The sequence below is a fragment of the Devosia sp. genome (assembly GCF_965229025.1).
In the GTDB taxonomy this organism is placed as follows: Bacteria; Pseudomonadota; Alphaproteobacteria; order Rhizobiales; family Devosiaceae; genus Devosia_A.
On sequence record NZ_OZ245853.1, the window covers coordinates 75,691 to 90,406 of the forward strand.

Annotated in this window: 18 protein-coding genes; 6 read left to right on the forward strand and 12 right to left on the reverse strand. The window is 64.4% G+C overall.

Annotated elements, in window-relative coordinates; all coding sequences use genetic code 11:
- Both ACO06J_RS00370 and ACO06J_RS00375 read right to left on the reverse strand, forming a co-directional pair.
- Positions 1–645, reverse strand: coding sequence for a hypothetical protein (locus ACO06J_RS00370; protein ID WP_421758718.1), 645 nt, complete (start codon positions 643–645; stop codon positions 1–3).
- A gap of 74 nt (positions 646–719) precedes the next feature.
- Positions 720–1,514, reverse strand: a complete 795-nt coding sequence (locus ACO06J_RS00375; protein ID WP_421758719.1) for a siderophore-interacting protein — start codon at positions 1,512–1,514, stop codon at positions 720–722.
- 180 nt (positions 1,515–1,694) lie between these two features.
- Here ACO06J_RS00375 and ACO06J_RS00380 point away from each other — a divergent pair, with 180 nt between their 5' ends.
- Positions 1,695–2,639, forward strand: a complete 945-nt coding sequence (locus tag ACO06J_RS00380) for a VOC family protein (RefSeq protein ID WP_421758720.1) — start codon at positions 1,695–1,697, stop codon at positions 2,637–2,639.
- Entirely contained in the window at positions 2,639–3,259 is a 621-nt protein-coding gene (locus ACO06J_RS00385) for an alpha/beta hydrolase (RefSeq protein ID WP_421758721.1), read from the forward strand. Before ACO06J_RS00380 ends, ACO06J_RS00385 begins: the two co-directional genes overlap by 1 nt.
- A 211-nt stretch (positions 3,260–3,470) precedes the next feature.
- On the opposite strand, the gene ACO06J_RS00390 is transcribed toward ACO06J_RS00385, so the two are convergent.
- A complete protein-coding gene (locus tag ACO06J_RS00390; protein ID WP_421758722.1) occupies positions 3,471–4,526 on the reverse strand; it encodes a L,D-transpeptidase family protein in 1,056 nt (351 codons plus the stop codon).
- 163 nt (positions 4,527–4,689) lie between these two features.
- On the opposite strand from ACO06J_RS00390, the gene ACO06J_RS00395 reads away from it, so the two are divergent.
- Positions 4,690–5,715 carry a DUF3298 domain-containing protein gene (locus tag ACO06J_RS00395; protein WP_421758723.1) on the forward strand — a complete coding sequence of 342 codons (1,026 nt, stop codon included), beginning with the start codon at positions 4,690–4,692 and terminating at the stop codon, positions 5,713–5,715.
- Between the two features lie 149 nt (positions 5,716–5,864).
- On the opposite strand, the gene ACO06J_RS00400 is transcribed toward ACO06J_RS00395, so the two are convergent.
- The 4 genes from ACO06J_RS00400 to ACO06J_RS00415 all read right to left on the reverse strand — a co-directional run bounded on the left by ACO06J_RS00400 (position 5,865) and on the right by ACO06J_RS00415 (position 8,415).
- Positions 5,865–6,158 carry a GNAT family N-acetyltransferase gene (locus tag ACO06J_RS00400; RefSeq protein WP_421758724.1) on the reverse strand — a complete coding sequence of 98 codons (294 nt, stop codon included), beginning with the start codon at positions 6,156–6,158 and terminating at the stop codon, positions 5,865–5,867.
- Positions 6,159–6,233: 75 nt separating this feature from the next.
- Entirely contained in the window at positions 6,234–6,824 is a 591-nt protein-coding gene (locus ACO06J_RS00405) for a tetratricopeptide repeat protein (RefSeq protein ID WP_421758725.1), read from the reverse strand.
- A 113-nt stretch (positions 6,825–6,937) separates the two neighbouring features.
- Complete coding sequence (locus ACO06J_RS00410) at positions 6,938–7,657, reverse strand: DedA family protein (RefSeq protein ID WP_421758726.1); 720 nt, start codon at positions 7,655–7,657, stop codon at positions 6,938–6,940.
- A gap of 56 nt (positions 7,658–7,713) precedes the next feature.
- Positions 7,714–8,415: a DedA family protein gene (locus ACO06J_RS00415; protein ID WP_421758727.1), complete on the reverse strand. Its 702-nt coding sequence runs from the start codon at positions 8,413–8,415 to the stop codon at positions 7,714–7,716.
- 234 nt (positions 8,416–8,649) lie between these two features.
- Here ACO06J_RS00415 and ACO06J_RS00420 point away from each other — a divergent pair, with 234 nt between their 5' ends.
- Positions 8,650–9,024, forward strand: a complete 375-nt coding sequence (locus ACO06J_RS00420) for a RidA family protein (protein WP_421762415.1) — start codon at positions 8,650–8,652, stop codon at positions 9,022–9,024.
- Positions 9,025–9,161: 137 nt separating this feature from the next.
- On the opposite strand, the gene ACO06J_RS00425 is transcribed toward ACO06J_RS00420, so the two are convergent.
- From ACO06J_RS00425 to ACO06J_RS00445, 5 genes are all read right to left on the reverse strand, one after another.
- Complete coding sequence (locus ACO06J_RS00425) at positions 9,162–10,013, reverse strand: fumarylacetoacetate hydrolase family protein (RefSeq protein ID WP_421758728.1); 852 nt, start codon at positions 10,011–10,013, stop codon at positions 9,162–9,164.
- An 87-nt stretch (positions 10,014–10,100) separates the two neighbouring features.
- The gene (locus tag ACO06J_RS00430; protein WP_421758729.1) at positions 10,101–11,105 is read right to left on the reverse strand and encodes a DUF3616 domain-containing protein; all 1,005 of its coding nucleotides are present in this window, start codon (positions 11,103–11,105) and stop codon (positions 10,101–10,103) included.
- Between the two features lie 2 nt (positions 11,106–11,107).
- A complete protein-coding gene (locus ACO06J_RS00435; protein ID WP_421758730.1) occupies positions 11,108–11,539 on the reverse strand; it encodes an RbsD/FucU family protein in 432 nt (143 codons plus the stop codon).
- Positions 11,539–11,841 (reverse strand): hypothetical protein, encoded by a 303-nt coding sequence (locus ACO06J_RS00440; RefSeq protein ID WP_421758731.1) that lies wholly within the window; start codon positions 11,839–11,841, stop codon positions 11,539–11,541. Before ACO06J_RS00440 ends, ACO06J_RS00435 begins: the two co-directional genes overlap by 1 nt.
- Positions 11,842–11,852: 11 nt before the next feature.
- A complete protein-coding gene (locus ACO06J_RS00445) occupies positions 11,853–12,608 on the reverse strand; it encodes a GntR family transcriptional regulator (protein ID WP_421758732.1) in 756 nt (251 codons plus the stop codon).
- Between the two features lie 143 nt (positions 12,609–12,751).
- Here ACO06J_RS00445 and ACO06J_RS00450 point away from each other — a divergent pair, with 143 nt between their 5' ends.
- Positions 12,752–14,302, forward strand: a complete 1,551-nt coding sequence (locus ACO06J_RS00450) for a UxaA family hydrolase (RefSeq protein WP_421758733.1) — start codon at positions 12,752–12,754, stop codon at positions 14,300–14,302.
- Positions 14,302–14,580, forward strand: coding sequence for an acylphosphatase (locus tag ACO06J_RS00455; RefSeq protein ID WP_421758734.1), 279 nt, complete (start codon positions 14,302–14,304; stop codon positions 14,578–14,580). Before ACO06J_RS00450 ends, ACO06J_RS00455 begins: the two co-directional genes overlap by 1 nt.
- Positions 14,581–14,716: the final 136 nt, after the last annotated feature.

Consider the following 14,716-nt stretch of genomic DNA (forward strand, 5'->3'; position numbering starts at 1 on the left):
TCAGTTGGTTACGAGGGCGAGGGCCTGGGCGGAAAAGGCATCCGCATGGGCGTCGTCGTCAGCGTTGCAGCGCTCGGTGGCCTTGGATTGGAAATCGGTCGCCTTGGCCTGATTGCTCGCAGCGATCTTGCCTGAGCTCAGGGCATCGCGGACGGCGCCGAGCATGGTCTCACAGGGGAGAGCGTGACCTGTATCGTCCGTGACCGCGATGCCCGCCACCTTGGCAACGCCGGTCGGTGAGGCGCCGGCCGGAGCAGGATGATCGAGAGCTGCCGCCAGACCAGCGAGGGTTGCCGTGACTTTGGCTGGCTCGGGGCTTGCAGCACGGAGGGCATGCAAAGCCGCATCTGCGGCGTCATCGACTGTGCCCCAGGCAGCTGGGTCCATGGGGCGCATGGTAGCTTCGGCATCGTCCCAGGCGGTTTCGAAATCGGTGACGCGCGTTGCAGCGCCGGCCAAATCGCCAGCCGCGGCGATCGCTGTCACGTCGGTTACGATGGCCTTGAGGGCGGAGAGATCGCCGAGCGGCGCGCTGTTTGCGGCAGCGCCAGCGGCTCCTGCGGGCGGTTCCAGATAGATATAGCCGGCGGCAAAGATAGCAACCGGCACGATGATCAGGATCACCGCCAGAAAGAGCTGCTTCACGCTGATTTCCTCCGCAAGTGGAGGGCATCTAGCGGGTCTGGCTGACAGCAAGCTGAAGGCGGCTGACGGTGTGGCTAGTGTCCGGCCTCGCCGCGAGCCCAGTAGCCGGCGGCGCGGATGCTTTCGGGGTCGAAGCCGCGCTGGTCGGTGAGGTGGGCGCGGAGGGCTTTGGCGTTCAGCGCCTCGCAGGCGACGAAGGCGTAGCCGTCGCCGGGTGGGAAGGTGAGGCTGGCGGTTGCATCGAGCAGCGGGTTGATGGTGCCGGGCTCGGCGCCGTTGCGGTGCACCCAATGGATCTGGGCGTTGGCGCGGGTGGGGAGGTGCTGCTGTTCGGCGGCGTCCGCCACTTCGATCACCGCGATCACAGGCGTGCCGGCGGGGAGTTCCTCGAGGCGGCGGCCGATGGCGGGGAGGGCGGTTTCGTCGCCGGCGAGGAAGTACCAGTCGTAGGCGTCGGGGATAATCAGCGAGCCGCGCGGACCGCCGATGACGAGGGTCTGGCCGGGGGCCGCCTGTGCGGCCCAGGTGGAGGCAGGGCCATCGCCGTGGAGAACGAAATCGAGATCGAGGATCAGCGCGACCGGATCGAAATTGCGCGGGGTGTAGTCGCGCATGAAGGGCTTGGCGACGCCATCGTCGAAGGCGATGCCTTCGGGGCGCAGCTCGGGACGGCCAAGCGGGCGGCCGTCGGATGAGATGAAGACCTTGATGTGGTCGGCATGTCCCGGCGACTGGAACCCGGCGAGCTCGGATCCGGCGAGGCGAATGCGGCGCATCTTGGGGGTGATATCGGTAACCGCGATGACATCGAGGGTGCGGATACGGGTTTCGAGGCGGATGCGCTCGGGGGCTTTATTCTTGACTTCCATGTTCAGGATTTAGCGCGAGCGAAGCCTCGCCGCAAGAGGGACGCGCGAGGATGTTATTGTTGCGCGATTGACGAACAATCCGATCATCGATCGGGGCGCTAGATGAGCCAATCGAATGGCCTTATCTCTTGTGGCGAAGAAACGGCGCGGACATTCCCGCCGAGCCCCAGGAGGCAAATGATGATTACCGAGATCAAGGGCCTGCACCACGTCACCTCGATGGCGCGCGATGCGGCCGAGAACAACCGCTTCTTTTCGAAGACGCTCGGCCTGCGCCGGGTGAAGCAGACGGTCAATTTCGACGAGCCGAGCGTTTATCATCTCTACTATGGCGATGAGACGGGTTCGGCCGGCACGGTGATGACGCACTTTCCGTTCCCCCACATTGCACGCGGCAAGCAGGGCACGGGCGAAGTCGGAACCACGGTGTTCTCGGTGCCGGAAGGTTCGCTGAAGTATTGGGAAGACCGGCTGGCTGCCGAGCGGCTCGGTGACCTTGAACGCTCGGAAAGTTTTGGCCAGCAGCGGCTGAGCCTCCGGGCACCGGAAGGCGATGCGCTGGCGCTGGTTGAAGACAAGGCAGATAGCCGCGTGCCGTGGACCGGCAATGGCGTTGGCGCCAGTGAGGCGATCCGTGGGTTCCACTCCGCATCTCTCCGAGTGCGCGATGGTGGCGCCACCGAGGAACTGCTGAAGTTCATGGGCTATGAGAAAGCCGAGAGCGCCAATGGCGTGCAGCGGCTGGTGCGGCCGGGCGGCAATGGTGCGGATCTGATCGATATCGAGGTGTTGCCGGGCGTTGACCGGGCCGATCTCGGCGCGGGCTCGGTGCACCATATCGCCTTTGCGGTCGAAAACCGCGCGGCGCAACTGGCGGTCCGGAAGGCGCTGCTCGATACGGGGTACCAGGTGACGCCGGTGATCGACCGTGACTATTTCTGGGCGATCTATTTCCGGACGCCCGGTGGCGTGCTGTTCGAGATTGCGACCAATGAGCCGGGGTTCAACCGCGATGAAGACACGGCGCACCTCGGTGAATCGTTGAAGCTGCCGCAGCAGCATGAGCACCTGCGGTCGCAGCTTGCCACCTGGCTGCAGCCGCTCGAGGAAAAGGAGAGTGCATGATGGACGCCAGCACTGAAAGCTATGTGTTTGCCGATCGGCCGGGGACGGAAAAGGGTGGGCCTGCACTGTTCCTGTTCCATGGGACCGGCGGCGACGAACACCAGTTCCTCGATCTTGGCGCCGAGCTGATGCCCGGCGCCCGGCGGATCGGGGTCAGGGGTGATGTGTCGGAAGGCGGGGCGCTGCGCTATTTCAAACGTCTTGCCGAAGGGCGCTATGACATGGCGGACTTGGGCCGGGCGACCAAGAAGCTCGCCGGGTTTGTCGGTGGCGTGACGGCGGCTGAGCCGGCGTCACCGACGGTTGGGCTGGGGTACTCGAACGGGGCGAACATTCTTGCGTCCGTGCTGTTCGAGGCGCCCGAGCGGTTCGATGTCGCGGTGCTGATGCATCCGCTGATCCCGTTTGCGCCGAAGCCGCAGCCGGGGCTCAAGGGGAAGCGCGTGCTGATCACCGCTGGGCGGCGCGACCCGATGGCGTCGGTGGCGGCGACGGAGGCATTGCGGGCGTATTTCGATGCGCAGGGGGCAGAGGTGAGCCTTGTGTGGCACGATGGCGGACATGAGATCCGGCGGGAGGAACTGCTGGCGGTGCAGCAGTTTTTGGGTGGGCTATCCTGACTAGGTAACCAACTGCTTCTTGCCTTCTCCCCTTGTGGGAGAAGGTGGCGCGCAGCGCCGGATGAGGGGTCCGCGAAACGAAGTGTAGCGAGATCGGAGCGAAGCGACGAGCGATTGAGTGTGCGGAGAGAACCCCTCATCCGCCCTTCGGGCACCTTCTCCCACAAGGGGAGAAGGCGACCAGTTGCGGGCTCGGTGTGATTCAGGTCAGCTAACCGATGAACTCGACTGGGACGCCGGGTTTGACCATGAGGGCGAGTTCGTTGGCGTCCCAGTTGGTGAGGCGGACGCAGCCGTGGGAGCCGGTTTTGTCGATCTTGGACGGCGAGGGCGTGCCGTGGATGCCGAAGGTGGGCTCGCTCAGGTCGATCCACATCGAGCCGACGGGGCCGTTGGGACCGGGCGGGATGGTGAGGACAGAGGTGTTGTCGCCCTGCTGGAAATTGACCTTGGGATTGTAGGTGTAGGTCGGCATCTTGGCGACGCCTTCGACGAGGTGGGTGCCGGTGGGCGAGGGGTTGTCTTCCGAGCCGATGGTCGCCGGATAGGCGGCGATCAGGCGGCCTTCGATGTCATAGGCGCGGACCTGGCGGAGGGTCTTGTCTGCCTCGATGCGGGCGACTTCGCCGGTGACGTCGGGGCCGTAGGCGGCGACGAAGATCGATTGGCCCGCGACCAGCTCGACTGAGGGGCTGAGTGCCCTCAGGAGATCAACATCCATATGGAAGCGTTCGCCGAGTTCTTCGGCGACGCTGGTGTAGCCAAGGAATTTCAGCTTGGCCATTTCGGCATAATCGGTGGGGATCTCGGGGACGATGGCTGACACATCCTCGGCGGTCACGCTGTATTCGCCGATGACCGGGCTGCCGGTATCGAGGGCCGCGATGACATCGGCGTCGATGGCGCCATCGGCGGGGAGGCCGTGCATCAGTTCGAAGGCGTAGAGGGCCTTCCTGACATTGTCGCCGTCATAGCCATCGATGACGCCGGGGGAGGCGCCGGCGCGATCGAGCAGGACCTGCAGGCGCACGATGGCAGCGCTGGGGACGGGGGCGGGTGTCGGATTGGCGGGATCGGTGGAGGGGACAGTTGGGGTGTAGCTCGGCGGGACCTCGGTGAGGCTCGCGGCATTGATGGCCTCCGCGGTCAGCGGGACAGCCACGACAGCCGTTTCGGTTGCCACCGCGGATGCGCCGGGAGTTGCCTCCTGGGCGAAGGCTGGAGTGATTGAGAGGAGGGCGGCGATGAGGCATGTGGCGAGACGCATGGGCGAAAGGATTCCCGTTAGGTTGCCACTAGAAGTCGCCCCGGCATGCTTTCGTTGCATTGGAAGCGGCCAAACGTTGGGTTTGGTTAGTATTTTATGAAAATGCCATTGATGCGTCGCGGGCGCCCGGCATGTTAGCTCTGGCGGAAACGAGGAGACGATGATGCGGTTGCGCGTGGGAATGGTTGGGCTGGTGTTGATGCTGGGGGCGCCGATGAGTGCACCAGTCGCGCAGGCGGCGAGCTTTGATTGTGCCAAGGCAGGAACGCCGCTCGAAAAGCTGATCTGTTCGACCCCGGAGCTGTCGCGCAGCGACGAGGTGCTGACCAAGGCCTATGCCACGGCGCTCGGTGGGCTGTCGGACGAGGCGAAAAGGACGGTGCAGGGGACGCAGCGCGACTGGCTGGCCTACGCGCCGCTGAGTTGCTCGCCGGATGCCAAGCCGCTTGAGAGCTTTGATGCGGACCAGACGGCGTGCGTCAACAGCGCCTTCACCACGCGCGTTCGCGACCTCGAGAACAGCCGGATGATGGGCGGGTGGCGGTTCTTCGTGAAGGAGAATTTTGCCGTGCTCGATGATCCGGACTCAGAGACCTGGGGCGGGGTGGCGACCAAGCATTTTGCCTCGCCGCGGATCGACGACACGGTGCCTGAGGCGGTGGCGTTCAATGCGATGATGGACAACGAGGACGGCACGCTCGGCAGGATGTTCGATGCGCAGGGGACGCTGACCGATACCGAGGTGACCTCTGACGCTGACGTAGCGGTGACGGTGGACAGTGTGACCAGCAACCGGATCGGGCTCAAGGTCGACAGCTACTGGATGGGGCACGGGGCGGCGCATGGCAATTACGCGATCACGCACCTCCATTACCTGATCAAGGAAGGCCGGAAGCTCGAGGCGTCGGACCTGTTTACGGGTGACGCGTGGCAGGCGGCGCTGGGCGAGCTGGTGCTGGGGGAGCTTGATCGCACGATCGATGGCGGGATCTGGGAGGAATCGCGGGCGACGGTGCCAGCGACGGCGATTGACCCGAGCCGGTGGGATTTTGGTGATAACGGGCTGATCGTGCAGTTTGAGCCGTACGAAGTGACCGCCTATGCGTATGGGGCGCCGACGGTCACGATTGGCTGGGATAAGCTGACGGAGTATCTGGCGCCCGATTATGAGGCGCGGGTGTTGTGGTGAGGGGACGATTCTCGTGAAACAGGGCCGCTTATCAGGGGCCTCTTCGCCTTAGTTGGGGCTTCCCCACCCCCTCCCCAGCTTCGCTAAGGGCCCGAGGGCCCTAGCTGCGCTACCCTCCCCACAAGGGGGAGGGTGGAAGAAGGACGGGCTTAGGCGAGGAGGTCTTGCCAGTCGGGGTGGCGGCGGAATTGGGCGGCGACGTAGGAGCAGGCGGGGACGATCTTGTGGTTTTCGCGCCGGGCATCGGCGATGAGGGATTCGACCAGCTTGAGGGCGAGGCCGGCGCTGCGATAGGCGGGCGGTACGCCGGTGTGATCGGCGATCAGGGTCCTGGCATCCTGCCAGCCATAGGTGAGCTCGGCTTCTGAACCATCGGGCAGGTGGATGACATAGCGGCCGCGGCCATTGGCTGTTTCGCGCTCGATGGGAAACTCGTCGGTCATGCGGGGCCTTTCCGGTGGGCGCTGCGGTCAGCCCAATATGGTGATTTCGGGCAGAAGCGGAAGAGCGTCGCGGCGTCAGATGCGCGTGATGTTGCGCTCGAGCTCGGGGAAGAGGCGCCGCTCTTGAAGGAACGGGTGGATGGCGAGAGCGGCGGCCATGTCCTTGAGGGCGAGGGCGCGCTTGCCTTGCGCGAGGTACATCAGGGAGCGGCCGGACAGGGCGCCGAAATGGCGGGGCTCGAGCTTCAGCACCACGCCGCAATCGGCGATGGAGTGGAAGAAATCGCCGATCGCGTAGTAGAGCGTGGCGCGCTGGTTCCAGGCCTCGGCATAGGTGGGGTAATCGGCGATCAACTGGTCGAGCAGGTGGATGGCACCGACCGGGTCACCCATGCTGCGGGCGCTCATGACGTCGCGCATGCGGGCGGCGAGCACCGGGTCGGAGGGGGTGGTCCAGAGCGTCCAGATCTGCTGGTCGATACGGCGGGCGGTCTCTTCGTTCTGGGCGGTGCGCAATTGAGCGAAGAGCTGGTCGAGGGCGGTCTGGTCGGGTGTCGTGGCCTTGAGCGCGTCGGCGGCGATCACAGGGGCGGACGCAAGCGTCAGGACAAGTGGCGCCAGAAGGAGGCGCGCAGCGAGGAGCAGCGATCGGCCGGAGATACGCATGGAGGGAAGTGTCACGCGCCGGCGGGTTGGGCGCAAGTGAGCTTTTCGTGAGGGACGCAGTCGTCGTCCCCGGAAGGGCCTCTAGCTTCGCGCACCCCACCCCGGCCCTCCCGTCAAGGGGAGGGAGGCCTCGAGGCTGGTGTTTGGTCGCCGCGCCAGCGGGTCTGGAGGGTGCGGCCGAAGGGGCCGAGGGCGGGGGCGACAAAGAGGAGGATGGGGCGGTGGAAGTGGATGAGGAGGAACAGGGCGATCACGACGAGCATGGCGACGAGGATCACGGCTTCGAAGTCGAGGCCGACGGATTCGAGCCAGGCTGAGAGCAGCATGCCGGGGAGGATGTGGGCGGCGGCCCAGGCGAAGGCGGAGGTGATGTTGATCAGCGAAAACTTGCGGTAGTCCATGCCGAACATGCCGGCAATGCCGGGGACCACGGCTTTAACGGCGGGGATGAAGCGGCCGATGAAGACGGACTTGCCGCCATGGCGGGCAAAGAAGGCCTCGCCGCGCGCGATCTCATCGCGGTAGTTGCGGAAGGGCCAGATGGCCTTGATCCGGTCCTTGAGGGCGTAGCCGACGCTGTAGGAGATGGCATCGCCGACGACGGCGCCGAGCACAGCGGCAAGGTAGATGCTCCAGAACGGCAGCTTGCCCGCCGCGATCAGGCCGCCGGCGAGCAGCAGAACTGGGGTAGATGGGACGAAGAGGCCGAGGATGAACACCGCTTCGCCCGCTGCGATGGCGAAGATGAACCAGAAGCTCAGCCAGAAATTGGCCGAGATGGCGGAGAGGAACTGTTCGAGCGCGTGGCTGAGCGATTGGAAGAGATCGAGCATCGCCTGAGGCTAGCAGGCGACGGTGAGACTCATATGACGCCGGAAGAGGCCTACTCCTAGTGCCCTGCTTCAGGCTTCTGCCAGCGAGCTTGGATGGAGCGACCAAAGCTGCCGAGGAAAGGCGCGAGGGCCAAGAGGATACGCTTCCAGAAGTGGACGATGAGGAAGAGCACCGTGAGGATGATGGCGCCGAAGATGATGACCAGTTCGAGGCTGAGCCCGATCGACTTGAGCCAACCGGTGAGCAGCATGCCGGGGAGGATGTGCACGGCGGCCCAGACGAAGGCGGAGATGACATTGATCACCGAAAAGTGCCGGTAGGACATGCCCATCATGCCGGCGATGCCGGGGATAACGGCTTTTACGCCGGTGATGAAGCGGCCGATGAAGATGGCTTTGCCACCGTGGCGGGCGAAGAATTCTTCGCCCTTGGTGATGAGCGGAAGGTGGTCGCGGAAGGGCCAGACGGTGCGGATGCGGTCCTTCAAAGCGAAGCCGACGGTGTAGGAAATGGCGTCGCCAACGATGGCGCCGACGACGGCGGCGAAATAGATCGGCCAGAACGGCAGGCTGCCCTGGGCGATGAGGCCACCGGTCAGCAGCAGAATCGGCAGCGAGGGCACCAGCAAGCCGACGATAAAAACGGCTTCACCCACGCAGACGAGGAAGATGAACAGCATCGAGAGCCAGAAATTGCTCGAAATGCCCTGGAGGATCATTTCCAGCCAGGCCGATATATCGTGGAGAAACTGCAGCATTTCGGTCAGGCATCCTCTGGTGTCTGGACGAAGCCGCAGCTTCGCGGTGCCAAGGTGTCATGTTCGTTGGCTTGCCGCCAGTGGCGACAGGTCAAGATCATGACAGCCAATTTCGCCGCCGACAGATGAACTCTGCGTGAATGCACAGGGGGAGCGGCGTTGACATTGGCGGGCGGCATCGCGCAATTCGCTTGTCACCAAGGAGTACCGCCGATGAGCCTGCCCATCCACCACATGATCGCCTCGGGCCCGCGTCCAGTAGCGCCGTTCAGTCACGCGGTGGAGGCCGATGGTTGGGTGTTCATCACCGGGCAGATGCCGACTGACCCGGATGCGCCGGATGCGCCATTGCCCGAGGGCGTGGTGGCGCAGACAAAGCGGGTGGTGGAGAACCTCAAGGTGGTGCTGGCGGGGGTTGGGCTGGGGCTTGAGCACGTCACCATGGCGCGTATCTACCTGACGCGGTTCGAGCGCGACTATGCGGCGCTTAATGCGTTGTGGCCGAGCTTTTTCGAGGCGGGGAAGCTGCCGGCGCGGACGACGGTGGGGGTGACGGCGCTGGCCGTGGGGGCGCTGGTCGAGATCGACCTCGTGGCGCGGCGGCCGTAAGGGCGCGGTGGAGCCGATCCTCGCGGGGCTCGGATCGCGCATCGCAAACGCGATGCGGGACCCCTCATCCGGCGCTTCGCGCCACCTTCCCCCTCAAGGGGGGAAGGAAGAGGGCGTTTGTGCTCTTCGGCCCGTGATCAGGCCGAGTAAGCCTTGGTGCGCTGCTGCTGTTCGCCGAGGCCGTCGATGCCGAGTTTCATGACCTGGTTGGGCTTGAGCCAGATCGGGTTGGGCTTCTGGCCCATGCCGACGCCGGGCGGGGTGCCGGTGGAGATGACGTCGCCGGGCTGGAGACTCATGAACTGGGAAATGTAGTGCACGAGATGGCGCACGCCGAAGATCATCGTCTTGGTCGAGCCGTTCTGGTAGCGGTGGCCATCGACGTCGAGCCACATGCCGAGGTTCTGCGGGTCCGCAACTTCGTCGGCGGTGACGAGCCAAGGGCCGATGGGGCCGAAGGTGTCGGCCGACTTGCCCTTGGTCCACTGGCCGCCGCGCTCGGTCTGGAAATGGCGCTCGGAGAGGTCGTTGACGACGCAATAGCCGGCGACGTGGTCGAGGGCATTGGCCTCGTCAACGTAGCGGGCTTCCTTGCCGATGATGATGCCGAGTTCGACTTCCCAGTCGGGCTTCAGCGTATTCTTGGGCAGGATGACGTCATCGAACGGCCCGATGATGGCGCTGGTGGCCTTCATGAACAGGATCGGCTCGGCCGGGATGGGCGAATTGGTTTCGGCGGCGTGATCGGCATAGTTGAGGCCGACGCAGATGAACTTGCCGACACTGCCGACGCAGGGGCCGATGCGCTGCGACTTGTCGAGCACGGGGAGCTTTGCCGGATCGGCGGCGCGGATCTTGGCGATCCCCTCGGGCGTAATGGCAGCGCCCGCGATATCGGGAACGACCGACGAGAGGTCGCGATAGGTGCCATCGGTATGCAGGATGGCGGGCTTTTCAGCGCCCTTGGCGCCGACACGCAGAAGCTTCATGGGGGTCTCCTCAATCGTTGCGGGCAGGCATAGCCGCTCAACGCGGGCAAAGTCGAGGCCAACAATGGTCGAATCCGTTCGGAGCGGTCAGTCGGGGAGCGTCACCGTGTAGAGCCGCGGGCTGCCGTTGGCCGGACCATCGCTCAGCACCAGCACTTCGGCGACGGTGCCTTCGGGGCCGGGCCGGTGTGAGGCCAGCAACATGGCCTCGGGCTTGCTGGCGCCGTTTGGGGCAAGCGGCCCAAGGCGATGCACCTTGTCGAGGCGGCGGTCGAACAGTTGCAGGGTGAAGCCCTCGCCGCCATCGGGCCTAGGACCGGCAAGGATCAAGAAGCGCCCATCGGGCAGGATGGTCAGATCGCGGATGCCGACATTGTTGCCGAGCGGGACGCGGATGATTTTGGCGGCGAGATCGGCGCCGGAGGTGAACAAGGCGGCGGCCCGGACGCTGAGGATCAGCGCCTTGCCGTCCTTGACCGGCGAGCGGAAGCCGAAGAACAGGCGCCGGCGGCCGGCGGCGATGGCCTCGATATTGATGCCTTGCTGTTTATCGGGCGACTTCAGGAAGTAGGGCGCTAAGGCCTTTCGCGACCGCAAGACCTCGCTGAGCCGATAGCTCAGTTGCGGACGCTGGCCGTTGCGGCCGACGCGCGCGACGAGGAAGGCCGAGCGGCGATAGTCGGCGCGCTTGCCGCCCTCCGGTGGTTCCCAGTCGTGGATGCTGTGCGACCCGGTGACATAATAGTGCGGGGCAAGCCAGGCGGCGCCCTCGCCGTCGAGAATGTAGCGGTCAGGGCCGGGATCGCCGTGGTCTGGCGCCTGGCCGACGGCCTTGATGGACTGCCGGTTTTCGGGAAGCAGCGGAACCGCCTCGCCCGCCTTGAGCGTCAAGGCGTCGAGATCGAACTGGGCGAACTGGGCAAACAGGCCTTCGTTATCGATGATGAGGCATTTGCGGCGCCGACGGCTGAGCACAGCCGCGCTGGCAATGCCGCTGATGTCGGTCGCGACAGGGCCTTCGCCGCTCCGGAAGCTGCCGATGACGGCGACCTCGCGGAACGGCAGGAAGGCGGGTTCGGCGCGTTTTTCCATGATTATTCCGGACGGATGATGCCTTTCTTGAGCAATACGTTGCCATAAAGCCGGCGTTCGCCAGTCTGGACGATTGCGTAGGCGCCGTGGACGCGGTCGTAGAAGGCGTGACGCTCAAGCAGGGTGAGCTTCATACCAGGCTCGTGCTTCTTGATGATCTTGTCGAAATCCTTGTGCGTCGCCTCGCGCTTTTTGGGATCGCCGACGACTTCCATGCCGATCGCCTGTTCGTCGACATAGGTATCGAGGGGCATAAGGGTGAGGATGGCATCGAGGACATCGGTGGCGGTGAGCCCGTCGAGGCGCACCAGCTCGGGGCCAGCGCTATCGGCCGGGTAGTTGGCATCGACGATGACGATCTCGTCGCCATGGCCCATGGCGCGCAGGATATGCAGCAGGTCGGGGCCGAGGATTGGCGGAATTCCCTTGAGCATCAGTGTTCTCCCTTGAGTGTGGTGTTGGTGTTGTTATCGAGGCCGAGGGCACAATCGTGGTTGAGGCCGCTGCCCGGCGCATTTTCGAAGGTGCAGTGGGTGGTCGGCGGATCACCGCAGGTGCGGGTGAGGGTCTTGAAGCCGACACACTTGCCATCGGGGGCCCGGTAGCCGGGGCCGCCCTTGCAGCCGCAGCCCTGGCAGGCGGGCCGCTCGGGACACTGGGCGATGGCGACCGGTACCGCGCTAAATGTCGCGCCAAACAGCATCGACGCGAGGAGCAGCCGTGCGAGGGATGTCATGACCACTCGGCTCACCCGAAGGGAAAGCTGGTGTAGTCGGGATCGTTGCGCAGCAGTTCGCCATCGGCAAACAGCTCGGCGTGTTCGGATGCGAAGGCGATGAGTTCGGTCATCACCGAGTCGATGTGAGCGCGCATGGCGGCGGCGGCGCGTGAGGCATCGCCGGTGGTGATGCCATCGAGGATGGCACGGTGTTCGGCGCTGGTGACTTCTAGCCGGCGGGGCGTGAGGATCAGCCGCCGGGCGCGATCGAGATTGGCACGGGTGTTTTCGATGACGCCTTTGACCTTGGTAAAGCGCATGTCGCCGAAGATGATGTCGTGGAATTCGAGATCGCGCTCGTGAAAGCCGGACCGGTCGTCGATCTCTACGGCGGCGCGCTGGTAGCTCATGTTGCGCTCCAGCGTTTCGATCAGATCGGGACTGTGGTTGCCGGTCACGACGCGCACAGCCTCGGCTTCCAGCGCCTTGCGGATCAGCATATATTCGAGCACGTCGGCAATGCGGACCAGCGAGACGGTGGAGCCGCGCTGGGGCAGGATATCGACCAGTCCCTCGGCCTGGAGGCGCGCCAAGGCTTCTGAGACCGGGAAGCGGGAGACGCCGAGTCGGTCGCAGATGGCGCCCTTGTCGATGACTTCGCCGGGCTTCAGATCCAGCGTGACGATGGCCTGACGCAGGGCATCGGTGACAAAAACCGTCACATTGCCGCGCGTCGGGGTGGCCGGGGCCGCCAGAAAATGGTAGGGACTAGCTTCTATTGTCATGCTAACATGTTAGTTGGAGTGCCTGAGCTTTTCAACCTCACCCGGTTGTGGCCGCGAGGGGAGCGGTCTGCAAGCGGAACCGCCGTGAACGCTCAGGTTTTTCAACCCTCGCCTGCCTCGCTTGCAAAGGATCAAGAGCTCAAATGTCCGACGTGATGTCCCGCCCCGCCGCCCGTACCCTGTTGCTGAATGCCGCCGATAATGTCGCCGTAGCACTCAGCAATCTCGATGTGGGGACACAAACGCCACAGGGTGTGACCACCATCCGCCGGGTGCCCAAGGGGCACAAGTTCACGGTGCGGGCGGTGACGGCCGGGGAAGCGATCATCAAGTTTGGCCAGATCATCGGGTTTGCCAAGGAAGGCATTGCGCCCGGCGACTGGGTGCATGAGCACAATTGTTCGATCGGCGAGCAGCATGGCGCTTTCGAGCGTGACTACGCGTTCAGCGAGGGCGTGGTGCCGGTGGAGTTCGTGGCCGAGGCACAGCGCGCGACGTTCCAGGGGTTCCGCCGCGCCAATGGCACGGTGGGGACGCGCAATTATATCGGCATTCTGACCTCGGTGAACTGTTCGACGACGGTGGCGGGGTTCATCGCCACCGAAATCGAGCGGTCGGGCATTCTCGCCGACTATCCCAACATCGATGGTATCGTGGCGCTGAAGCAGGCGAACGGTTGCGTCATCGACTATCGTGGCGTGATCTTCGACACGCTGAAGAAGACCACCTGGGGCTATGCGACCAACCCGAACATGGGTGGAGTGATCATGGTGGGGCTCGGCTGCGAGGGGTTCCAGATCCCGCGGCTCAAGGAAGCCTATGGGGTGACCGAGAACGAGACCTTCCGCACCATGACGATCCAGGAAGTGGGCGGGACTAAAAAGACCGTGGCGGCGGGCGTCGAGGCGGTGAAGGCGATGCTGCCGATCGTCAACCGCGCCAAGCGCGAGACGGTGCCGGCGTCGGAACTGATGCTGGCGCTGCAGTGTGGCGGGTCGGATGGCTATTCGGGCATTACGGCCAACCCGGCGCTGGGCGTTGCGGCGGATATCCTCGTGCGCCATGGTGGCACAGCGATCCTTTCGGAAACGCCGGAAATCTACGGGGCGGAGCACTTGCTGACCCGCCGCGCCAAGAACCCGGAAGTCGGCCAGAAGCTGGTGGATATCATCCACTGGTGGGAAGACTATGCGGCGCGCAACAACATGGAAATGAACAACAATCCGTCGCCGGGCAACAAGCTGGGCGGGCTGACGACGATTCTCGAAAAGTCGCTCGGTGCGGCGGCGAAGGGCGGCACGACGCCGCTCAACGCGGTGTACCATTATGCCGATCCGGTGACCGAGAAGGGGTTCGTGTTCATGGACACGCCCGGCTACGATCCGGTATCGGCGACGGGGCAGGTGGCGGGCGGTGCCAATATCCTGTGTTTCACCACCGGACGCGGCTCGGCCTATGGCTGCAAGCCGACGCCGTCGATCAAGATCGCGACCAATTCGGACATCTATCACAAGATGCTCGACGACATGGACATCAACGGCGGCGAAGTGGTGGAGGGCGGCTCGCTCGAGGCCAAGGGGCAGGAGATTTTCGACAAGATCCTTGCGGTGGCGTCGGGCGAAAAGAGCAAGTCCGAACTGCTCGGCTATGGTGACAACGAGTTTGTACCTTGGCAGATCGGCGCAACCTTCTGATGCGACGGTCCGTCCATGTGGTTGTCACGGGACGGGTGCAAGGCGTGGGGTTCCGCGCCTTCGTTGCCAGCGCGGCGCGGGTGCTGAAGCTCGATGGCTGGGTGCGCAACCGGCGTGACGGCACCGTGGAAGCGGTGTTCGCCGGGGCGGAGAATGACGTTCAGCATATGCTGATGGAACTGAACGCGGGACCGCCGGCAGCGGCGGTCTCCGAGGTCCGGGCGGAGCCCTATGAGGGGCCGATGCCCGAAGGGTTCAGTTCGTTGCCGACGGTGTGAGCGGGACCGATTCGCAGCAGCCGGCTGGCTGGGAAATCGGTTGGCGATAAGAACTGTTTCATTTTCAGCGGCTTGGCCTGTCACAATTGTGGGGGCCAAGTGTCATGCCAGCGCGATGGTTTTGGTTAACGCTTGG